This window comes from uncultured Gelidibacter sp. (assembly GCF_947500795.1).
Taxonomy (GTDB): domain Bacteria; phylum Bacteroidota; class Bacteroidia; order Flavobacteriales; family Flavobacteriaceae; genus Gelidibacter.
Genome location: NZ_CANMTE010000004.1, coordinates 319,944 through 340,465 on the forward strand (window position 1 = coordinate 319,944; position 20,522 = coordinate 340,465).

A 20,522-nucleotide genomic window follows, 5' to 3' on the forward strand; every position below is an offset into this window, starting at 1 on the left:
AATTTTGCACCATGAACGCACCATTAGCAGAACGATTACGCCCAAAGTACTTGAAGGATTATTTGAGTCAGTCTCATTTAATTGGAGATCAAGGGGTTTTAACGCAACACATCAAACAAGGTGTGATTCCGTCGATGATTTTTTGGGGACCTCCAGGCACCGGAAAAACAACGTTGGCGAATATTATTGCCAATGAATCCAACCGTCCGTTCTACAAGCTGAGTGCTATCAATTCTGGCGTCAAGGACATCAGGGAGGTGATTGACAAAGCCAAACATAGCGGCGGCTTATTTACCGCGAAAAATCCGTTGTTATTTATTGATGAGATCCATCGTTTTAGCAAATCACAACAAGATTCGTTATTGGAGGCGGTTGAAAAAGGTTGGGTCACCTTGATTGGTGCGACCACTGAAAACCCAAGTTTTGAGGTTATTCCCGCCCTACTCTCACGAGCACAAGTATATGTACTGAATTCTTTCGATAAAAAAGATTTAGAGGCACTTTTACAACGTGCAATTACTGAAGACGACATTCTATCCCAGCGTGACATTACGCTTTCAGAAACGGAGGCTTTACTACGCCTTTCAGGTGGTGATGCGCGTAAATTGTTGAATATTTTTGAGTTGATCATTTCTTCTTATGACGACAATGAGAAGATTGTAATTACCAACGACGCTGTGCTCCAAAAAGTACAGAGCAATACGGTGCGGTATGACAAAACTGGCGAACAGCATTATGATATCATCTCAGCGTTTATAAAATCTATTCGCGGGAGCGATCCAAATGGTGCTGTGTATTGGTTAGCGCGCATGATTGAAGGTGGTGAGGACGTGAAATTTATTGCAAGACGGATGCTCATTTTAGCCAGTGAGGATATCGGTAATGCCAATCCGACGGCTTTGGTGATGGCAAACACAACATTTCAGGCAGTGTCCGTCATTGGACATCCTGAATCGCGCATTATTTTGAGTCAATGTGCTACATATTTAGCCACGTCGCCAAAAAGCAATGCCGCTTATGAGGCCATTGGAAGAGCGCAACAATTGGTGCGGGAAACCGGTGATTTATCGGTACCGTTATCTGTGCGGAATGCACCCACCAAACTTATGAAAGAATTAGGGTACGGCGACAACTACCAATATGCCCATAACTACGAAAATAATTTTGCTCCCCAAGAATTTCTTCCGGACGAAATTAAGAATACAAAACTCTATAATCCTGGGAATAATGCCAGGGAGCAATCTCAGCGTGAGTTTTTAAGGCAACGATGGAAATCCAAATACGGATATTAAATTAGTTGAATTTTACGTTTAGCGTTTTCATAGACACACCTGAATCGTTGGCTGTGGCTACAATCCAAGTATTATTCATTTTATAAAGAATAGCGTCCTGACCTTTTACGATGTACACATCTTCTTTACCCGAAAACACTAACTGATACAACACTTTACTAGATGCGTCTGTAATGGTATAGCCATTTGCAACTGGATTTGCATAGAATGTTTGAAGGGTTTCGTTTGAAATATTCTCAGCTTTAATCACTTCCTTAACTTCCTTCTTAACTTCTTTCTTAACTTCTTTCTTAACCTCTGACTGTACGTCTTGAGGTTTCGTGTTTTTTTTTGCTTCCTTTAAGGCAATTTCCTCTTTAAGACGCGACTCGCGCAATGCTTCAACTTCCTTTTGCAAACGTTGAATTTCTTCTTGCGCTTGCGTGTTTTCAGCAACTGCAGGAACAGTTTTCGATCCTCTCAATGCTACTTTTTGACTAGGCTCGTATTTGTAATTTACAGTTTCAAAACTATTGAAAGCTTCGCGCAAGGCAATATTATATACTTTGTCAAACTGTTTTTCTCGAGACTCGCCAACTTCTGAAGAAAATACTACTTTATTATTACAATCCTTTAAGTGAACCTGTAATTTGGTTTTCAAGAACGCACTCAGTTTTTCTACATCAGCGAACAACCCTAAACATCGGTTGCTTGTTAAATCTTCTGGATACACATCATCAGCCATAATTGCTGTAAAACCATATTTTTCAAACAAGAATTTAGTTAAGGAGTTGATTTGATATTGATCTGGTTCATTTAAAAAACTAAATGAATTAGGAACAATGACATATTTATAGGCATTGATGCTTTCTTGAGCATTTCCTTTAACGTTAAACAACATTAAAAAGGCACATATAGTTACGATGGATTTCATAGGATATTTGAATATATTAATTTTATAAAGATACAATAATGTGCGAAAAAAGAATTACAATCGCTTAGATTGATTTCTAGTTTTATAGATGCAGGCTTAGCGAAACTCACTAAACACAAGGCACTCAACAGCATTCACTATTTAAAGGTAATCTTTAAGTTGCAATAAATGTTTCACCTGTTTGATATGCGGTTCAGTTTGGTCATTTCTGTAATTGAAGAAAATGGCGTCATAACCTACATTTAATGCCCCAAGTACATCAGCTTCGTAATTATCGCCAATCATAATGCTTTCTTTTGGTTGTGCATTTGCAATTTTTAGCGCATAATCAAAAATTATAGGATTAGGCTTCTTTACACCCGCAACCTCAGCATTGGTAACGGTTTTAAAAAATGGTGTTATGGCAGAAGAATTCATTTTTTTAAGTTGAGCTTCCTCAAATCCATTGGTAATAATATGCAACTGATATTTAGGCTGTAAGTATTGTAATAAATCCATTGTACCTTCAAAAAGATGGCTGAAACTTGATAAATGCTCAATATAAGCGTGCGACAGATTCTGTATTAACGCATCATCCACAGAATAGTTAATGGTGTTAAAAGTATCTCGTAATCTACCGTAACGCAATTCCATTTTATCAATTTCGTCATTTCTGTAACGTTTCCAATAGTCTAGATTTACAGGTTCATAAACCTCCAGAAACGTATCTAAACTAACGCCGACATCATGCATTTTAAAAATCTTATCAAAGGTCAATGCCGAATTTTTATCAAAATCCCAAAGGGTATGATCCAAATCAAAAAAAACGTGTTTAATAGCTTTATTTTTCATTTACTGACTCTAATACTAATCTAAATAAATCTCGAAATCCCTTCCAGCGTTCCAAGTTGCTAAATGAATAATTATGGAAAACTGGTGTAAACGTTCCATTCACACTTTTCACGGTATCCATTAAACGCTGCAAATCTTCCTTTTTATCTAAATAAGACTGTCTTTTTAACAAGGCATAATCCACGCAATGAAACGGATTAATTTGCAATGGCGTCTGCACTTCATAATCTAAGTCGTAAAACTGAAATGGCGTGCATGTACCGGCTCTAAATCCCATATAATTGATGTAGCCCATTGTAAAATCCTGTCTGATTTCCAATTCAATAAGATTCCGGTATGTTTCTGGCAAATTTAATTTTGAAAAGGAATGCCTAGATGCTTCTAACGGATAATTTGTAGTCGCTTCCATTTTTAATTTCTCCTTTTTGAGCATGGCAAAATCATCCAAAGCTAAAAAAGACACCTTTAAACCGATCTTGCAATAGTCGCCCACATATTTAATGAGCGATACAAATCGTTTTTTATTGATATTGATATTCTTATCGAAGGTGGAATATTCGCCAATTAGGAAAAACACGATGAATTTAACCCCGCTGTTCTTCTGCTTGGTCACAATCCATTTGAAGGTATCATATGGATCTCTCTTAAACCCCATTATTGATTGATACCGTTGGTATAACTGTTTAAATTTTAAACTAAACACATCCCCGAGGGTACCACCAACTGTCCTTAACAGCCCTTTTTCCTTAAAATAATAGGCAACGGGCACATCTATAATAGGCTGAATATTGTATTTTCTTTCTGGGAATTCAAATTCGGGAAACTGTGCTTGCAGAATTTCTTTAAACTTATACGCCCACAAATCAACGACAGGCTGATGCAGAAATCCTTTGTTATAAGCCAAACTTTCAGTGGCCAAAAAGCGCCCGTATTCATCTTTTACATGAGGTAAATACTCTTCATAACGGCTTAATAGATAAAATGTAGCTGCAAAAATATCAAACGGCAAACTGCTTTTATCTGATGTTGAAAAGAAGCATTTCGTATTCCCCCAATCTTGGACATTGATGTCCAAATCAGAAATTCCCTGTTCAAACAAAAGATCGTGACTACGGACAAAAACCTCACTGCTCAACGGTTGCTTAGTGTATGAAATCTTCATACTGTCATGCGCTATAAACTCTTCAACAGTGGTTGTAAAACTGACAGGAACGTTTAAAATCCGCAGACTAATATGCTTAAAGGCATAGGTTAATCGCGGGGTGATTTTATGTGTGTAAACTAGTAGCATTCCCTGTTGTAAAGTCCAAAGTTAAAAATTTCAAGTTCCTAGGTATGGTTTCTGTAAAAATTTTGTGGATGATTATTAAAGTTGTTCAGATATTTCTGAAACGAACCTCTCTATCTGCAATAGTTCTTTAAGATGATTAAATAGTTGCTATGTCGTTATCGGACGAAAATTGAATATTCGGAATCACAAGATACCTCCGTCTGCAAAGCTATAAAAAGCATTTTCAGTAATGATCAGATGGTCCAGAATTTTAATATCGAGACTGTTTCCGGCAGTTTTTAATTTCTGTGTGATTTGTTTGTCGGCCTCACTAGGCTTCAGTGTTCCTGACGGATGGTTATGCGCCAAAATAATACCAACGGCGCCAACTTCTATACCTGTTTTAAGCACCAAGCGCACATCCACCAAGGTGCCGGTGATACCGCCTTTACTCAGTTGGATTTTCTGTATGACCTTATTGGAATTATTTAAATAGATGATCCAAAATTCTTCATGCGGCAACTCGCCTATTATAGGCTGCATGAGTTCAAAAACCGATTGACTGGACTCAATTTTGTAATGTTGCAAGGCTTCTTCTCCCCTACGTCTTCTGCCCAATTCTAACGCCGCTATAATGGTAAGTGCTTTCGCTTCCCCAATGCCTTTAAAATGCATAAGTTGCTTGAGCGACAATTTACCTAAGGCACTTAAATTGTTGTCGGTACTTGCCAAAATCCGTTTACACAACTCTACAGCACTCTCGTTTCTACTGCCTGACCCAATTAAAATAGCCATTAATTCAGCATCACTTAAGACTGCTTTTCCTTTATCTCTTAACTTCTCGCGAGGTTGATCATGGTGCGACCAATTTTTTATGGAAAACGAAGGTTGTTTTTCTGACATAAGCACCATATGGAATTTAACTTGTTATAAAGTTAAACTTAATTGGATAGTACTGTCATTTTTCGTTCAAAAAAGAGCTCATTTTGACTAAATAAAAAGATAAAAATTGTAAATTTCCGAACCAATTCAATAATTCAGATTGTATGCACACTTTATTCGATCAAAAAGTACATCAGGAAGTATTGAAGCGTGTGGACAGTCTGACGGAAAACTCGACGCCCAAGTGGGGCAAAATGAATGTGGCACAAATGGTAAAACATTGTCAGATGCCGCTTTTGGTAGCTACCGGAAAACTGGAATTGACGGAGAACGTAGGGGTTTTTAAAAAACTTGTTCTTAAACTTTACAAACCGGTAATGTACAACGACAAACCTTGGCCTGAAAACACTACCACTCCAAAGGATTTTCTGGTAACAGAGAATTACAATTTTGAAGATGAAAGAGTGCTTTTAATAGCAGCGATTAATGAATTTCACAATAAAGCACTCAATATGCATTGGCCAAAACATCCTTATTTTGGAAACTTCAGCACGGATCAATGGGGAAAAATGCAATACAAGCATTTGGATCATCATTTGACACAGTTTGGAGTTTTGGAGTTTAGGAGTTTAGGAGTTTAGGAGTTTAGGAGTTTAGGAGTTTAGGAGTTTAGGAGTTTAGGAGTTTAGGAGTTTAGGAGAAAAATAAAATAACTCCCAATCAAAATCAAGAAATTATCACATTGTTTAAAAAAGGGATTTGACCACATAATTATAAAATTGTCGATCTTCGCGGAAACCAAATCCATGGCACAATATCCTCCAAAACAGCACCAAGACGACAATCGTGATCACATGATTGAGGTCATTAAAACCTATCCCTTAGCTACGCTCATATCGGTTATGGACAACAAGCCTTTAATTTCTCATCTCCCGTTAATTTATTCTGAAGGCAAACTTATCGGTCATTTGGATAAGTACAATCCGCAGGCGGCAATGCTAAAAGATAATCACGAGGTGACTGTTTTATTTTCTGGTCCGCAATGCTATATTTCCCCAAGTATTTATAACACCACCCAACTACCTACATGGAATTACATCATGGTCCATCTTACAGGAAAAGTCACTGAAATCAAAGATCCGGAAGCCATTAAAGCATCTATGATTGAAATGACTGCTTTTTTGGAGGCGCCAGAACATCGCTATAAATTAGAACCCGACAATCCTCGAATGGAACAATTTATCAGTTATGTAAAGGGTTTCGAAATTGACATCACTACATGGGAAGGTAAGTTTAAACTCTCTCAAGACAAAAAGCCATCCGATATTGAGAATGCCAAAAATGAATTGATACGTGCCAATCAGGAAAGTATTAAGACGTTTTTAGAGCGCGTATTTTGATGGATTTCGATTGATATTGGAAGTCCTATTCACATCGGTTTCATTGTAAAATAGCGTATACTCGACTAAAAAGTAATATTTTTGGCCCGAACTATTGAAACAACTACATGCAAAACCTTGACATCGTACATGAAAACAACGACATTATTGTCGTGAATAAATTGGCTGGACTTATAAGCGAGAAAAGCCCCTATGAGGAATGCACTGTAGAAACTCAAGTTCTAAACCACTTTCTAAAAAGTAAAAAGAAACCTTATATAGGCGTCATTCACAGATTAGACCGTGTGACGAGTGGAGTTATGATTTTCGCAAAGAAAAAGAGCACACTTGTAGCATTCAATAATCTATTTAGCAGCCGCAATGTTCAAAAAACGTATTTGGCAATTGTAAAAAATAAGCCCTCAAAAGACAAAGGGGTGTTGACCAATTTTCTCGTTAAGAACAACCATGAAAAACGAGCGGATATTGTAGCTTCAAAATCGAAAGAATCTCAAGATTGCAGTCTTTCCTATGAAGTTATTGGAGAAAATGAGTTTGGATATTTGTTGGAGGTAAAACCGAAAACAGGTCGGTTTCATCAAATTAGAGCGCAATTGGCACATATTGGTTCACCAATTATTGGCGATGAAAAATATGGCTCAGACCAATCGTATTTGCCGCTTTCTGTTTGTCTTCATGCTTATAAAATCACCTACCAACCAGCTGGTTCCAATGAGTTCGAAACTTTCGAAGCGCCTATGCCAAAGAATAAATTTTGGAACTTCAATTCACTAAAATAAGAGTAAAATTTAAGCTGTTTCCGCTGCTTTTGGAACCAAAAAACTTTGGATTAAATCCTTAGGATGACTTGGTGAAGGAATAGGGAATTCAAACCAATTCTGCAAGTCTTCATCGTAGCCTGCATTATTCAAATAATTATGCAGAGCCAGATTCAATCCTTTTGTGTACTTAGGATGATCGGCTCCCTGAGGATCTTCGTGGTATAAATCATTTTGAGCAAAGCCTTCAAATTCAGGTCCGGTTATTAGTATTCCGAAATCTTGCGGGTTCTTACCAATCGGACTGTGTACGGTAGTTGTGAATTGATGCCAATAAGCCGACTGAATGCAATTCCTTTCAAATAACTGCCTTACAACTTCTAAGGAATCTATCGTTTCTTGCTCGTTTTGCGTTGGGAATCCGTACATCAAATAGGCATGCACCATAATTTTTGCTTCTGAGAAGTTGTGAGTCACTCGGGTAACTTGAGCAATATCCACACCTTTCTTCATTTTTGATAACAATCTGTCTGAGGCAACTTCCAATCCGCCGGTGACAGCAATACAACCCGATTTTGCCATTAATTGACATAGCTCCGCATCAAAGGTTTTTTCGAAACGGATGTTTGTCCACCATGTGATGTTAATGTTCCTATCCAACAATTCCTTCGATAAGGCTTTTAACATTTTGGGCGGCGCTGCTTCATCAACAAAATGGAAACCAGTGATACCGGTATCCTTTATGATTTTTTCAATTTTATTGACTAAATCTGCTGCAGTGGTATTTTGATAATTCCTGATATAATCGAGGTTGACATCACAGAACGAACATTGTTTCCAATAACATCCATGAGAAATTGTCATTTTATTCCATCTAGCATCTGTCCACATGCGATGCATCGGATTGACAACATCCAGGAAGGACACAAATTTGTCATAAGGCAAACCTGAATAATCAGGTGCCAGTAAATTTCTATGATGGTAAATGGTATTTGGCAATTTATTCTTATAAACCACCTGATCATCTTCTAAGACATAAGTTCTTTCCAATTCATTGCTATCCACCGCGCCTTCAAGAAATCTTACTATTTTCAACAATGGACCTTCGCCATCATCCAAAGAAATAAAATCAACAAATTCAAAAATCCGTGGATCTTCAAGAGAGCGTAATTCCGTGTTACAATAACCGCCACCAAAAGCAACAGGAATATCAGGAAAAAGCTGTTTGATAAACTGAGCACAACGCAATGCTGCAAATAAATTTCCAGGAAAAGGGATGGTAAAACACACCAAATTAGGATTCTGATCTTCAATTTGAGCGACTAAAATGTCCAACATACGCTCTTCAATGATTGTTGGTTGGTAGCTTAAAAAATCGTCCAACTGATCAAAACTACTCGCTGAAGTCGCAATTTGTTCGGCGTATTTTGTGAATGCAAAAAACTCATCGACATTGGCTTGAATGAAATCGCCTATTTCCTCAATAAAAAGGGTTCCATAATGTTTTGCCTTATCGATAATCCCAAGCTCCCCTTCTGCCCAAACGATACTCGTATTAACGTTTTCCAAGCGATGCCCGATTGGCAGAAAACCAGGTTCTAAAATTCGATGCGCCGTATTGATATCCTGTTTTTGTAGAAAGTTGATAACCACGTCAACACGAGAAATGTACAACGCTTTCATCTTACTGACCTTCGGATAATGGAAATTCCGTAAGGCTTTCGCTTCTTTAAAAATAGAACGCAGAAAATCGCTCGTAAAAATGGATGTAAACAACTCAATACTTAAATCGCATTGGGCAACAGCAATCTCATGTTCTTCCAAAAATCCTTTAAGATAGGCAGACGCCGGATAGGCAGTGTTTAACTGAGTAAACGGTGGTGTAATAAAAAGAATTTTGGATTGCATGCTGCAAAGATATGGATTGTAAGATTACGCTTTTACAAATAGCAACACATAATTGGAATTTTACGCTGCTTTATAAATCTAGTATTTTGTAAACAAAAAGGCTTTAGACTTCTGATATATAATAATTTGCTATCACAACACCCTAGATAATCCTTCAAAAACGTATAAAAAGCTATATTTGTTTAAGTCTGATTCCTTAAAATCAGATTTACTTTTTAAGTTTGAACAGCAATATCAAAAATTATGACAACCACTCCTGAGCATGACGAGCGTATAGCGAAAATGACCTTCGCTTCCGTATATCCACACTATGTGACAAAAGTTGAAAAGAAAGGTGGCACTAAAGAAGAATTGCATCAGGTAATTGCCTGGCTTACCGGTTTTAATGATACTAAACTGCAACAGCTTATTGATGATAAAGTGACGTTTGAGAGCTTTTTTCAACAAGCAACATTACATCCAAATGCACACCTTATTAAAGGCGTTATATGTGGGTATCGGATTGAAGATATTGAAACACCATTAACGCAACAGGTGCGATATTTAGATAAATTAGTGGATGAATTAGCTAAAAGACGTAAAATGGAGAAAATTTTACGCAGTGAATAGCTTTGCGAAATCCGCGATTCTTAACAAGTCAACAATAATTGATTCCGATAAAACATCATGAAACATATTTTTACAGTACTCACAGTTCTTTTTACCGTTTTTAATTCAACCGCTCAAGACGCTAATTTACAATTGCTAGATCTTGAATTAGCGAATTACCAATATCCTTATGAAGTCTCAACGTTGGATTTGAAGATTCAAAATCAAGATTTAAAAATGGCTTATATGGATGTTAAGCCAGACAATTTTAATGGAAAAAGCATTGTTCTCTTACATGGTAAGAACTTCAATGGCGCCTATTGGAAAACAACTATTGACGCTTTAATCAAGGTAGGATATCGTGTGATTGTACCTGATCAAATAGGGTTTGGAAAATCGTCAAAACCTCATCATTTTCAATATACCTTTCAGCAATTGGCGCAAAACACAAAAACGCTTCTCGACACTTTAAATATTACCAAAACAGCCGTTTTAGGACATTCTATGGGTGGCATGTTAGCAACACGATTTGCCTTAATGTATCCTAGCACCACTGAAAAACTCATCTTAGAAAATCCTATAGGTTTGGAAGATTGGAAATTAAAAGTACCGTATAAACCTGTGGAATGGTGGTATGAAAATGAACTTAAATCGAGTTATGAAGGGATTAAAAAATACCAGCTCGTCAATTATTATGACAATAAATGGAAGCCTGAATATGACCAATGGGTAAATTTATTGGCGGGATGGACCTTAAATTCTGATTATAAAACCATCGCTTGGAATGCTGCGCTCACCTATGATATGATTTTTACGCAACCTGTTGTCTATGAATTTAAAAACATCACAGCACCAACATTATTGATAATTGGCACACGAGACAGGACAGCACTCGGGAAGCCATTAGTTTCTGCTGAGATTAGTAAAACTATGGGTTTGTATGATACATTAGGCAAGCAAACTCAAAAAAGCATACCTGGCGCTCAATTAGTAGAACTACAGGACGTAGGCCATTTACCGCATATTGAAGTGTTCAGTGACTTCATAAAGCCATTAATTTCTTTCTTGAAATAATAATTGCGCTAATACTTTCTATCTGAGATATAAGGCAGTTGCGACTATTCAAGTCTTGAAAGCTGGTTTCTGAATATTTATCTGCAAAACATCTTTCACAGGCGATTTTAACATTCGTTGCATCGAAGAAATCACTAATTTTAATAGGTCTCTTTTAAAATCGATTCCTATGAAAGCACGATTTGTATTATCCGCTAAGTTAATGCTCCTAGCCGCTGTGTTTTTGCTCATGGGATGCAATTCAAACACTAAGCCAACTGACACCAGAAACGACGACCATATTGTCGTTTTAGTATCCTATACATCCCAACCAAATAAAGAAACTGAAACGTTTAACGAGTTGACGAAGCTGGTCGAACATGTAAAAAATGAACCGCACTTTGTTTCTATTAAACTTCATGTCGATCCTAAGGATAAATTAAATATTCTCCTATATGAGGAATGGGACGATGAAACCTATTACACAACGGAGCATATGCAAACAAGCCATTTGCAGAAATTCATCGCGGATTCTAGAAACTTTTTAAATGGACCGCCTGAGGTTTCATTCTGGAAATTGGAAAAGGAATTTAAATAGTCCGTAATTCCTTCACATTAAAGATTGATTTATCGTTGAGTACCTTCAGGAAACTGAACCTTATCCGGAGCAGCGTTGAGCATTGGTAAAACCTGTTTTAAGATTCGGTTACGCCTATTCGTAGTATCCGTGGGCTCAACAGGATAGGAAATAACCGCTTCCATCCATGCAAACTGATTATTTCTAAAGTATACCGCAGGCTCCCAATGTTCATAATTATGCTCAGAAATTTGTGGATAACGCTTATTGAAATCTTGTTTGGCAACGTCCAATAAACAGGTTTCCACATATTGCAAATCTGATGTATAAGCCACCTGAATGGCGGTTTCGTTCCATATAAACGGAATTTGCGGTCCTGAATAATTGATGACTTCTTCTCTCAAAATCATACTATTTGGAAATCGGATGACTCTTCCACTCAATCTGTCATTACCTAAATAATCACCGCTGCACTCCAAAATTGACGTATCCAAATAACTTATTTCTACCACATCGCCACGGAAACCTTTAATCTGAATCCGATCGCCCACCAAATAGGAACGTCTCAAGATCAAATAAATCCAAGCAATAAAAGAAGCAATAGGTGCTTGTAAAGCGAACCCTATCACCAAGGAAATCAATCCAAAACTCACTGCTGCCGCATATAAATTTTGAAATATAAACGACGTGACAACGATTAAACTGAATACGATAGAGAGGAATCTGATGATCCGCAACAGATTATAACGGTCGCCTTCAAGATGGTCTTGAGTGTTAACCACCTTGGCAACAATTCGACTAATCAGAAAAATTAAAGCGATTAGAAACAAGCTCAAACTAAATTTTTTCAAAATAGGAACGTATTCATCCCATCTATCAAAAAATGCTAAGTCCAAGAGATAATGCATAGCTACCAAAAGGATAACTATAACTCCGTAAATGGCGATCCAACGATTATTTTTTTGGGGTTTCATATGAAATATCTACTTTGACTTGTGAAAATAACACATCTTATGAATATAATGAAACCTTATAAGCGTTAAGATGTTACAATAAGGCTTTTGGCATTTATTTAAAACAAATAGAACAATTTCTGCCCATTTAAAAGAAGGAGATTACCTTTACTTCTTTGCGTCAAATTAATCACGTTGGGCACATAGCAGCTCAAAACTAATTGCTATCACTGAGTAAAATTTAAATTATGATTATCCGAAAAGCAGAAGCATCAGATGCACCTTCTATAGCTACCTATTTACTTTTGGCTATGGAAGACATTATTTATGAATTTATAGGACAACACAATCATGAAAGCGCAAAATCCTTTCTATTGCATTTTGTTGAAAAAGCCAACAATCAATATTCCTTTCAGAATTGCTTTGTTGCTGAAGATAATGGTGAAGTGATTGCGGCCATCAATATTTATGATGGTGCAAAGCTCCATAAGTTACGGGAACCTGTAGCTCAATATATCAACACTCACTTTTACAAGGATTTCAATCCGGAAGATGAAACGCAAGCAGGCGAATATTATATAGATTCCTTTGGAGTCAATCCCAACCATCAAGGTAAAGGGATTGGCGCCAAAATGCTACAGTATGTGATTGAGACTTATGTGCATCAACATGGACATTCCGTCGGACTTTTAGTCGATGAAGACAATCCGAATGCCGAAAGACTCTATTTAAAACTAGGTTTCAAATCCGTTGGGGAAAAAATATTAGTTGGTAAACAGATGAGCCATTTACAAGTAAATCCGGAGTGATGTAATTCTATAGGCTACGAGAAGTTAAGTCTTGAAACTAAAGATTCCGCTCTTGATTGCATATTGACATTTCAAATAATCATTACATTAGATGTTCTAACAATTCCATAGTGTTTTCACACGAGTGTATAATAAACAATTAAAATGATTACCACCAGAATAGGAACCAACGCCGATATTGATGGCGTGTTAGCGCTGCAAGAACGCTATCTCTATAGTAATTTAAATAAATTAGAGCGGCAAAAAGGATTCGTTACCACACCTTTTACAACGGCTCAAATTGAAGAAATCATTCAGCAAAACGGCATATTCATAGCCGAAAATGAACTTGGGACTCTAATTGGCTACGCATTTGCCGGAAGCTGGCGCTATTTTGAGCAATGGGAAATTTTTAATTATATGGTCTCCCGTTTTCCTCAATTATCATTTGAAGGTAAAGAAATTACAACATCAAACAGTTTTCAATACGGCCCAGTTTGTATAGATGAAGCCTACCGAGGGAAAGGACTTTTAAACCAACTTTTTGAAGAAATGAGACTTGAATTCGTTAAAAATTATCCCATTTCTATCACCTTTATCAACAAAGTGAATGTCATTTCAGAAAAAGCGCACACCAAAAAATTGGGCTGGCAAATTATTGATGAATTCGAATTTAATTCTAAAAATTATATCGCACTTGCCTTCAACATGAGAAATTCAGTTTTAACATAAACGTATTTATCATAAATTAGTAGTCAGAATTGTAGGTGAAAAAATAAATCCTGTTGCCAATTTTCCACTATAAACACGTAAGTTAACAGCAAAACTCTAACCAAAGAACAAGTACATGTTCAGACATCAAGGCAAAAGCAGAACTTTAAAACACAATCTACGTATTGCCACCATTTTATCTTTTGTTGCCGGCGTTGTCAATGTCACCGGGTTTCTCGCATTTCATGAATTAACAACTCATGTAACTGGGCACTTTTCATTATTTATTAGAGATGTCGCCGATTCACAATGGTGGCAAGGGACAATATATTTGCTTTATATTTTGGCGTTTCTCTTTGGTTCGTTTTCATCAAGTTTCTTAATCGAAAAGTTTAAAGAGAATAAAAAGTTGAACGTTTTTGTGATCCCAACACTTATGGAATGTGCAATTTTAATTGGGGTGGCGCTATTCAGTAATTTTGACCGAATGGAAAATGCACACCTCACCGTGTGTTTGCTGCTTTTCGCGATGGGATTGCAAAACTCCTTTGTTACCAAAATATCGAACGCTGTGGTCAGAACGACACACCTTACCGGATTGTTTACAGATTTAGGGATTGAACTTTCTCATTTATTCTTTCCCAAATCCCATTCTAATAAAGCCAAATTAAAAGCCACTATCAGACTTCGGTTGTTTATCATTTGCTTCTTTTTTATGGGCGGCATTATTGGAGGATTCCTCTATTCTACACTCAATTTCAAATTGAACACACTCCTTTTAGGAGCACTAATTTTACTTGTGAGTCTGTTTTTTGATGACTTCAGATTAAGACTAATAATCATCAAAAGGAGATACAGACGTCAAAATAAATCTGCACGAGCCCTTAAAAAGAAGGTGAAACCACGGTTTTTAAACAGAAACAAATAGTCATTTGACATTACCAAAAACGACCATTTTATTACTAATTATTTAGAAATCAACTTTAACACAAAAGGGTATTATCTAAAATATATCTTAAATTATTTTGATACTTTTTTGATTCATCGTAATATTGCAATGAAGCAATCATTTAGATTATGGGCATATCCAAAACAGAAATATTTACAGACCAACAGAATGAAATAGCACTTTTTTCCAAAGTTTTTGGTCATCCTGCACGTGTCGCTATTTTACAACACTTATTCAGAATTGACACCTGCGTATGTGGAGATTTAGTCGAGGAAATAGGCCTTGCGCAACCTACCATTTCCCAACACTTAAAAGAATTAAAGCATCTGGGATTGATAAAAGGGAGCATTGAAGGCACACGTGTTTGTTACTGTATTGATACCGAAAACTGGATCAAAATGAAACACATTATGTTAGCCTTTTTAAATCAGGATCTCAAAGCTAAAGCAGATTGCTGTTAAAAAAACAAGATTATTAAATCAAAATAAAATTAAAATGAAAAAAGCTCAAGAATTAAAAGACATCGTCAAAGAGCGCTACGCTAAAATTGCCGAACAAGGAAAAGCTGAAAACGCAGCGTCATGTTGTGGTGCAACGACGCCTTCAAACAAAATTTACAACATTATGATGGATGATTATTCTGAAACCCAAGGCTATAATGAAACTGCTGATTTGGGTTTAGGATGTGGACTTCCAACACAATTTGCCAAAATTAAAAAAGGAGATACGGTTATTGACTTAGGTTCAGGCGCTGGAAATGACTGCTTCGTTGCACGTCATGAAACTGGTGCTGAGGGGAAAGTTATTGGAATTGATTTTACACCAATAATGATTGAAAAGGCACGTATCAATGCTGAAAAACTAGGCTATAACAATGTCGAGTTTAGAGAAGGTGATATTGATGCAATGCCAGTAAGCAATGATGTTGCAGATGTTATTGTTAGTAATTGTGTATTGAACCTTGTTCCGGATAAGCAACAAGTCATTAAAGAAATCCACCGTGTGTTAAAACCTGGAGGTCACTTTAGTATTTCAGATATTGTTTTGGTGGGCGATCTTCCAGAAGCATTAAAAAACGATGCTGAAATGTATGCAGGATGTGTGGCTGGCGCTATTCAAAAATCAGAATATCTTCAGATGATTACCGATCAAGGATTTCAAAATGTAACCATCCAAAAAGAAAAACCTATTACGATTCCTGATGACATCCTTATCAAATATATGTCAGAAGAGGATATAAAAACCTTCAATACAGCGGCTACCGGAATTTTCAGTATTACCGTTTATGCAGAGAAAGCAGGAAGTGCTTCCAATAAACCGAAATTGCAGTTTTCTGAGCTTTCAACAAGCTCTTCATGCAATCCAGCATCTGGTTGTTGCTAGATTAAATTTTTAAAAATTGCTTCGGGCACTGAGAGCACTCTGATCTTAATAATGTACTTTTCGGTGCCTGAGCAATTTACATTTTTAGTACCTTCGCCCTTATGAATGCACTCGATATTCGCACCGTAGATGTTGTGCAATATGTTACTCCCTTACGTGAAGGTGGCTCCATGCCTGCCATTGTTAAAGCTTGCGACGGATTTTTATACGTTTTAAAATTTCGTGGTGCCGGACAAGGCAAAAAAGCATTGATCGCCGAGTTTATTGGTGGTGAATTGGCACGCGCTATCGGATTGAAAGTTCCAGAAGTTGTATTTATGAATCTTGACGATTCGTTCAGCAAAACAGAACCCGACGAAGAAATTCAGGACTTGTTAAAATTCAGTGTCGGCCTCAATTTAGGCCTGCATTTCCTTTCTGGTGCCATCACTATAGATCCATTAGTGACTCAAATTGACGGCGTTGTTGCTTCAAAAGTTGTGTTGTTGGACAGTATCATTAGCAATATAGATAGAACGCATAAAAACCCGAACTTGCTTTATTGGAACAAGGAATTGTGGGTCATAGACAATGGCGCCAGTTTCTACTTCCATCATAATTGGCCAACTTGGGAAAACCATTTGACCAGAACCTTTCCTCTTATTAAAGATCACGTTTTATTAGCGCAAGCCACACAATTACCTGCGGCTGCAAAGAGTATTGAGTTAACGTTGGATAGCGCAACAATTAAGCGAATTATAGACAGTATTCCTGAGGATTGGTTATTAAATGAAGCCGACACCATGTCTCCTACTGAAATTAGAGCGGCCTACACGCATTATCTGAACACGAAGCTATCAATGATTGACGTATTAACAAAAGAAGCACAAGATGCAAGATAAAGTTACTTACGAATATGCTATCATTAGGGTTGTTCCTAAAGTAGAACGTGAAGAATTCTTTAATGTAGGTGTAATCCTATTTTCTAAACGGAAAAATTATTTGGGTGTTAAATATAAAATCGACAGAAAAAAATTGGAAGCTTTTTCTGAGGATTTAGAGTATGATATGCTCAAGGAACACTTAGATGCATGGCAAGACGTTTGCACGGGTACATCGGAAAGCGGAACCATTGGTCAGTTTGAAGTTTCAGATCGTTTCAGATGGTTAGCGGCATCCAGAAGCACAATCATTCAAAGTTCCAAAACACATTCAGGGCTTTGTAGGGATCCAAAACAGGAACTCGAACAGCTTTTTAAAACATTCGTTTTATAATTCATTTCTAGTCACTTTCAAGTGAACCGATAGCCAGATTATTTAAGTAAATTTATCCTTCAAAATTTACAACGATTAATTTCCTCTTTTATACCATGATCATCCCATTCTCTAAAAACGCTTTATTTCTAACGCTGATTACAATCGCTTTTGTAGGTTGTAAAAATTCGTCATCAGAAAAAAGCGAACCTACCAATATCACTAATGAACACGTACTCATAAAGGAGCAGCCAGATACAATTCAAACCCCAGAAGGTATGGTTTGGGTGGAAGGTAAAACGTTCACAAAAGGTGCAAAACCCGGAGATCCTTATGCTATGCCAAGAGAAAAGCCTGCACATGAGGTTACAGTTGATGGGTTTTTCATGGATATTACAGAAGTGACCAACAAGCAGTTTCGAGATTTTGTTGAGGCTACAGGCTATATTACTGTTGCCGAACGGCCGATAGATTGGGAGGAAATGAAAAAACAGCTTCCAGAAGGCACTCCTAAACCTGCAGATAGTGTTTTACAACCGGGAAGTCTCATATTCAATAAACATGTCAATGCGGTGGCAAACATGGACAATTATGCACAATGGTGGACATGGAAAATAGGCGCCAATTGGAAACATCCGGAAGGCCCAGGAAGCTCTATTGACGGGAAGGACAATTACCCTGTAGTCCATATTGCTTACGAAGATGCTTTGGCATATTGCAAATGGGCCAATAGACGTTTGCCAACAGAAGCTGAATGGGAATCAGCCGCACAAGGCACTAAAACCAACAACATTTACACTTGGGGCAGCGATGGCAATCAACTAAACGCATCGGCCAATACATGGCAAGGTATTTTTCCTGTAAAAAATGAAAGTGTTGACGGTTTTCCTTTAATTGCACCAACAAAATCCTATCCTCCAAACAGCATCGGAATTTATGATATGCTCGGAAATGTTTGGGAATTAACTCAAGATTGGTACAATGAAGGCTATTATAAGCTGATTGACGCCTCTAAACCGCTCATCAATCCCACAGGAGCGGAAACAGCTTACAGCCCCAACAATCCATATCAAAAAGAGCACATCATAAAAGGCGGCTCGTTTTTGTGTCATGATTCCTATTGCGCCAGTTTTAGAATTTCGGCACGCATGGGAACCAGTATAGATTCTGGATCAGACCATGTCGGATTTCGAACTGTGGCGACAGTGGATATGCTAAAAAACTAAAGCATATAAATAGCAAAGGGATCACGACTAAAAATTTATAAGCCGCAATCCCTAAACATGTTGTCACATTCAGAAGAATATATTATTTTTTCTCTGTCAGTTCGCGTGTTAACCAACCTCTTCTACTTGCTGTTGCAATGGCATATGGTGTAATCCAAAACAATCCGAAAGTATATAAAAGACTGTATGAATATGCCCAAAACGATTCTGATAGTTTATAGTTTTTCGCATAAAACAATACTGGGAAACTCGATAAAATCAGAATACTAAAAATTGTAGAACTGATAAATAAGATCGGATGCATTATGATGAAAAACAACATGAATACTAAAAATGGGTAACTCATGATAATTTTAGAGGACTGACTGATAAATAACAGTCGGGTTCCTAATTTAGAACCTTCTCTAAAGTTCGTAAATACATATTTTGACATTTGAATGTTCTCACGCACATTACTTCTACCCCATCTGATAAACATTTTGTACAAGCCTTTATATTGCTCAGGAACATTGGTGTAACAATACGCGTTCTTTTGAAATAGTACGTGTTTTCCTTGTTTCAAAATCATGTTGGTCATGGCACGGTCTTCACCAATATCTGAGGGCTGTCCCATAAACGTTTGATTGATCCAATCTTCCAAACACGCAAACACTGCTGTTCTACGGTATGCTGCTAAAGCGCCAGGAGTACAAAGAACGGAATTCAAACTACTTTCCGCAGAACGTACAAATTCAAAACTCAATACGAAACTCACGTTTAACATTTTAGGCAATAACGCTTTCTCATTGTTCAATACGCGGATATTTCCTGCAACTGCACCACAGTTTTCGTTAGTTACAAACGGACTCACTAAATTTCTTAATGTATCGCTTTTAACTACTGAATCACTATCAACGGTAACAAAAACATCTCCTGTTCCTAAGTTGAATCCACGGTATAAGGCATGACGTTTACCTTTGTTTTTTGGTTGCTTGTAGATTGACAAACGATCACCTAATCTCTTTTTGGCTTCTTGCATCCAATACCAAGTATCGTCTTTACTACCATCATCAATCGCCAACAACTCTAATTTGCCTTCTGGATAGTCGCTATCTGCTAAACTCATCAAAGTATCCCAAACCTGTTTGCCTTCGTTATACGCAGGCACAATCACAGTACATGTGGGTAATTCTGAATCAGAAACTGATTCCACCGCTTTATATTTGAAATAAAGAAAGAGGTTGTAAATAAAAAATCCAGCTTTAAAAATAAAAAGACCTGTAGCGACCACTAAAAAGATGAGTCCAAAAGTAGAATTGATACGTTCAGATCTAAACTCTTCAAAATCAGTTTGTAAATCAAAAACCAAGAACGCCGAGCCAATCATTAATAAAAATGTGCTGACCAAAACAACTACGCCCCATGGGTTAATTGAATTTTTTGTAGCGATGCTATTAAAAAAGGAACCCTTTTTAGCTCCTGCATTGACGGTCTTTATTTGACCTTCCATTGTTGATGTTTTCAAGTCTGTTGAAGTGTTTGAAAGTGTTTCAGTGTTCATAGATGTATGCAAATTATGATGCGAAATTTTTGTTGTTATTCTAATCAATTTTTCAATCTACTATTACTAAGCAACAGTTATACCATTACACAAATAGGGCATTTTAGACGGATTTTGGGGATAATGTTGTGTAAAAGTGTATAGATTTTACACAACTTATAGTAAGGTTACACATAAGGTTACACACTTAGCTCTTTTCAGGTGTAACATTACACACTGAAATAGGGCAATGATGTCGTTCACTATAAAACACAAAAAAGCCGAAGA

At 37.0% G+C, this 20,522-nt stretch carries 22 protein-coding genes; 15 read left to right on the top strand and 7 right to left on the bottom strand.

The annotated features are described in order from the left end of the window. Nucleotides 1-11 precede the first annotated feature (11 nt). On the top strand, nt 12-1,292 hold the full coding sequence (locus Q0947_RS11625; RefSeq protein ID WP_299397467.1) for a replication-associated recombination protein A: 1,281 nt from the start codon (nt 12-14) through the stop codon (nt 1,290-1,292). Between the two features lies 1 nt (nt 1,293). Here the strand turns inward: Q0947_RS11625 and Q0947_RS11630 are convergent, their stop codons facing one another. From Q0947_RS11630 to radC, 4 genes are all read right to left on the bottom strand, one after another. Next, the gene (locus tag Q0947_RS11630; RefSeq protein ID WP_299397469.1) at nt 1,294-2,205 is read right to left on the bottom strand and encodes a hypothetical protein; all 912 of its coding nucleotides are present in this window, start codon (nt 2,203-2,205) and stop codon (nt 1,294-1,296) included. A 141-nt stretch (nt 2,206-2,346) separates the two neighbouring features. Next, a complete protein-coding gene (locus Q0947_RS11635) occupies nt 2,347-3,036 on the bottom strand; it encodes a YjjG family noncanonical pyrimidine nucleotidase (RefSeq protein ID WP_299397472.1) in 690 nt (229 codons plus the stop codon). Then, nucleotides 3,026-4,327 (bottom strand): polysaccharide deacetylase family protein, encoded by a 1,302-nt coding sequence (locus Q0947_RS11640; RefSeq protein ID WP_299397475.1) that lies wholly within the window; start codon nt 4,325-4,327, stop codon nt 3,026-3,028. Before Q0947_RS11640 ends, Q0947_RS11635 begins: the two co-directional genes overlap by 11 nt. A gap of 183 nt (nt 4,328-4,510) precedes the next feature. After that, nucleotides 4,511-5,209 carry a DNA repair protein RadC gene (radC, locus tag Q0947_RS11645; protein WP_299397478.1) on the bottom strand — a complete coding sequence of 233 codons (699 nt, stop codon included), beginning with the start codon at nt 5,207-5,209 and terminating at the stop codon, nt 4,511-4,513. 143 nt (nt 5,210-5,352) lie between these two features. On the opposite strand from radC, the gene Q0947_RS11650 reads away from it, so the two are divergent. The 3 genes from Q0947_RS11650 to Q0947_RS11660 all read left to right on the top strand — a co-directional run bounded on the left by Q0947_RS11650 (nt 5,353) and on the right by Q0947_RS11660 (nt 7,367). Next, the gene (locus tag Q0947_RS11650) at nt 5,353-5,829 is read left to right on the top strand and encodes a DUF1569 domain-containing protein (RefSeq protein WP_299397481.1); all 477 of its coding nucleotides are present in this window, start codon (nt 5,353-5,355) and stop codon (nt 5,827-5,829) included. Between the two features lie 165 nt (nt 5,830-5,994). Further along, nucleotides 5,995-6,588: an FMN-binding negative transcriptional regulator gene (locus Q0947_RS11655; protein ID WP_299397484.1), complete on the top strand. Its 594-nt coding sequence runs from the start codon at nt 5,995-5,997 to the stop codon at nt 6,586-6,588. Nucleotides 6,589-6,695: 107 nt separating this feature from the next. Continuing rightward, nucleotides 6,696-7,367, top strand: coding sequence for an RluA family pseudouridine synthase (locus tag Q0947_RS11660; protein ID WP_299397487.1), 672 nt, complete (start codon nt 6,696-6,698; stop codon nt 7,365-7,367). A gap of 9 nt (nt 7,368-7,376) precedes the next feature. Here Q0947_RS11660 and Q0947_RS11665 read toward each other — a convergent pair whose 3' ends face one another. Beyond that, nucleotides 7,377-9,254 carry a radical SAM protein gene (locus tag Q0947_RS11665; protein ID WP_299397490.1) on the bottom strand — a complete coding sequence of 626 codons (1,878 nt, stop codon included), beginning with the start codon at nt 9,252-9,254 and terminating at the stop codon, nt 7,377-7,379. Between the two features lie 243 nt (nt 9,255-9,497). Between Q0947_RS11665 and Q0947_RS11670 the strand changes: the two genes are divergently transcribed. From Q0947_RS11670 to Q0947_RS11680, 3 genes are all read left to right on the top strand, one after another. Continuing rightward, entirely contained in the window at nt 9,498-9,863 is a 366-nt protein-coding gene (locus Q0947_RS11670; protein WP_299397493.1) for a DUF2200 domain-containing protein, read from the top strand. Nucleotides 9,864-9,920: 57 nt separating this feature from the next. After that, a complete protein-coding gene (locus Q0947_RS11675) occupies nt 9,921-10,916 on the top strand; it encodes an alpha/beta hydrolase (RefSeq protein WP_299397496.1) in 996 nt (331 codons plus the stop codon). A gap of 169 nt (nt 10,917-11,085) precedes the next feature. Continuing rightward, entirely contained in the window at nt 11,086-11,493 is a 408-nt protein-coding gene (locus Q0947_RS11680) for an antibiotic biosynthesis monooxygenase (protein WP_299397498.1), read from the top strand. 29 nt (nt 11,494-11,522) lie between these two features. Here Q0947_RS11680 and Q0947_RS11685 read toward each other — a convergent pair whose 3' ends face one another. Beyond that, nucleotides 11,523-12,446, bottom strand: coding sequence for a mechanosensitive ion channel domain-containing protein (locus Q0947_RS11685; protein WP_299397501.1), 924 nt, complete (start codon nt 12,444-12,446; stop codon nt 11,523-11,525). Between the two features lie 227 nt (nt 12,447-12,673). Here Q0947_RS11685 and Q0947_RS11690 point away from each other — a divergent pair, with 227 nt between their 5' ends. The 8 genes from Q0947_RS11690 to Q0947_RS11725 all read left to right on the top strand — a co-directional run bounded on the left by Q0947_RS11690 (nt 12,674) and on the right by Q0947_RS11725 (nt 18,715). Then, nucleotides 12,674-13,234, top strand: coding sequence for a GNAT family N-acetyltransferase (locus Q0947_RS11690; RefSeq protein WP_299397504.1), 561 nt, complete (start codon nt 12,674-12,676; stop codon nt 13,232-13,234). Between the two features lie 144 nt (nt 13,235-13,378). Continuing rightward, on the top strand, nt 13,379-13,945 hold the full coding sequence (locus Q0947_RS11695; protein WP_299397507.1) for a GNAT family acetyltransferase: 567 nt from the start codon (nt 13,379-13,381) through the stop codon (nt 13,943-13,945). Between the two features lie 115 nt (nt 13,946-14,060). After that, entirely contained in the window at nt 14,061-14,852 is a 792-nt protein-coding gene (locus tag Q0947_RS11700) for a YoaK family protein (RefSeq protein WP_299397510.1), read from the top strand. 149 nt (nt 14,853-15,001) lie between these two features. Next, the gene (locus Q0947_RS11705) at nt 15,002-15,334 is read left to right on the top strand and encodes a metalloregulator ArsR/SmtB family transcription factor (protein ID WP_299397512.1); all 333 of its coding nucleotides are present in this window, start codon (nt 15,002-15,004) and stop codon (nt 15,332-15,334) included. A gap of 34 nt (nt 15,335-15,368) precedes the next feature. After that, complete coding sequence (locus Q0947_RS11710) at nt 15,369-16,256, top strand: arsenite methyltransferase (protein ID WP_299397515.1); 888 nt, start codon at nt 15,369-15,371, stop codon at nt 16,254-16,256. A gap of 101 nt (nt 16,257-16,357) precedes the next feature. Next, nucleotides 16,358-17,137, top strand: coding sequence for a HipA family kinase (locus Q0947_RS11715; protein ID WP_299397517.1), 780 nt, complete (start codon nt 16,358-16,360; stop codon nt 17,135-17,137). Beyond that, nucleotides 17,127-17,510, top strand: coding sequence for a DUF3037 domain-containing protein (locus Q0947_RS11720; protein ID WP_299397520.1), 384 nt, complete (start codon nt 17,127-17,129; stop codon nt 17,508-17,510). Before Q0947_RS11715 ends, Q0947_RS11720 begins: the two co-directional genes overlap by 11 nt. 95 nt (nt 17,511-17,605) lie before the next feature. Further along, a complete protein-coding gene (locus Q0947_RS11725; RefSeq protein ID WP_299397522.1) occupies nt 17,606-18,715 on the top strand; it encodes a formylglycine-generating enzyme family protein in 1,110 nt (369 codons plus the stop codon). 82 nt (nt 18,716-18,797) lie between these two features. On the opposite strand, the gene Q0947_RS11730 is transcribed toward Q0947_RS11725, so the two are convergent. After that, a complete protein-coding gene (locus Q0947_RS11730) occupies nt 18,798-20,255 on the bottom strand; it encodes a glycosyltransferase family 2 protein (protein ID WP_299397524.1) in 1,458 nt (485 codons plus the stop codon). Nucleotides 20,256-20,522 lie beyond the last annotated feature (267 nt).

Excerpts from the sequence above, each read along its gene's own strand:
- Q0947_RS11725 (WP_299397522.1), top strand. The coding sequence starts at position 17,606 with ATGATCATCCCATTCTCTAAAAACGCTTTATTTCTAACGCTGATTACA.
- Q0947_RS11630 (WP_299397469.1), bottom strand. The coding sequence starts at position 2,205 with ATGAAATCCATCGTAACTATATGTGCCTTTTTAATGTTGTTTAACGTT.
- Q0947_RS11685 (WP_299397501.1), bottom strand. The coding sequence starts at position 12,446 with ATGAAACCCCAAAAAAATAATCGTTGGATCGCCATTTACGGAGTTATA.
- Q0947_RS11640 (WP_299397475.1), bottom strand. The coding sequence starts at position 4,327 with ATGCTACTAGTTTACACACATAAAATCACCCCGCGATTAACCTATGCC.
- Q0947_RS11655 (WP_299397484.1), top strand. The coding sequence starts at position 5,995 with ATGGCACAATATCCTCCAAAACAGCACCAAGACGACAATCGTGATCAC.
- Q0947_RS11670 (WP_299397493.1), top strand. The coding sequence starts at position 9,498 with ATGACAACCACTCCTGAGCATGACGAGCGTATAGCGAAAATGACCTTC.
- Q0947_RS11710 (WP_299397515.1), top strand. The coding sequence starts at position 15,369 with ATGAAAAAAGCTCAAGAATTAAAAGACATCGTCAAAGAGCGCTACGCT.
- Q0947_RS11680 (WP_299397498.1), top strand. The coding sequence starts at position 11,086 with ATGAAAGCACGATTTGTATTATCCGCTAAGTTAATGCTCCTAGCCGCT.
- Q0947_RS11695 (WP_299397507.1), top strand. The coding sequence starts at position 13,379 with ATGATTACCACCAGAATAGGAACCAACGCCGATATTGATGGCGTGTTA.
- Q0947_RS11690 (WP_299397504.1), top strand. The coding sequence starts at position 12,674 with ATGATTATCCGAAAAGCAGAAGCATCAGATGCACCTTCTATAGCTACC.
- Q0947_RS11675 (WP_299397496.1), top strand. The coding sequence starts at position 9,921 with ATGAAACATATTTTTACAGTACTCACAGTTCTTTTTACCGTTTTTAAT.
- radC (WP_299397478.1), bottom strand. The coding sequence starts at position 5,209 with ATGTCAGAAAAACAACCTTCGTTTTCCATAAAAAATTGGTCGCACCAT.
- Q0947_RS11730 (WP_299397524.1), bottom strand. The coding sequence starts at position 20,255 with ATGAACACTGAAACACTTTCAAACACTTCAACAGACTTGAAAACATCA.
- Q0947_RS11700 (WP_299397510.1), top strand. The coding sequence starts at position 14,061 with ATGTTCAGACATCAAGGCAAAAGCAGAACTTTAAAACACAATCTACGT.
- Q0947_RS11720 (WP_299397520.1), top strand. The coding sequence starts at position 17,127 with ATGCAAGATAAAGTTACTTACGAATATGCTATCATTAGGGTTGTTCCT.
- Q0947_RS11715 (WP_299397517.1), top strand. The coding sequence starts at position 16,358 with ATGAATGCACTCGATATTCGCACCGTAGATGTTGTGCAATATGTTACT.
- Q0947_RS11705 (WP_299397512.1), top strand. The coding sequence starts at position 15,002 with ATGGGCATATCCAAAACAGAAATATTTACAGACCAACAGAATGAAATA.
- Q0947_RS11650 (WP_299397481.1), top strand. The coding sequence starts at position 5,353 with ATGCACACTTTATTCGATCAAAAAGTACATCAGGAAGTATTGAAGCGT.
- Q0947_RS11665 (WP_299397490.1), bottom strand. The coding sequence starts at position 9,254 with ATGCAATCCAAAATTCTTTTTATTACACCACCGTTTACTCAGTTAAAC.
- Q0947_RS11635 (WP_299397472.1), bottom strand. The coding sequence starts at position 3,036 with ATGAAAAATAAAGCTATTAAACACGTTTTTTTTGATTTGGATCATACC.
- Q0947_RS11625 (WP_299397467.1), top strand. The coding sequence starts at position 12 with ATGAACGCACCATTAGCAGAACGATTACGCCCAAAGTACTTGAAGGAT.
- Q0947_RS11660 (WP_299397487.1), top strand. The coding sequence starts at position 6,696 with ATGCAAAACCTTGACATCGTACATGAAAACAACGACATTATTGTCGTG.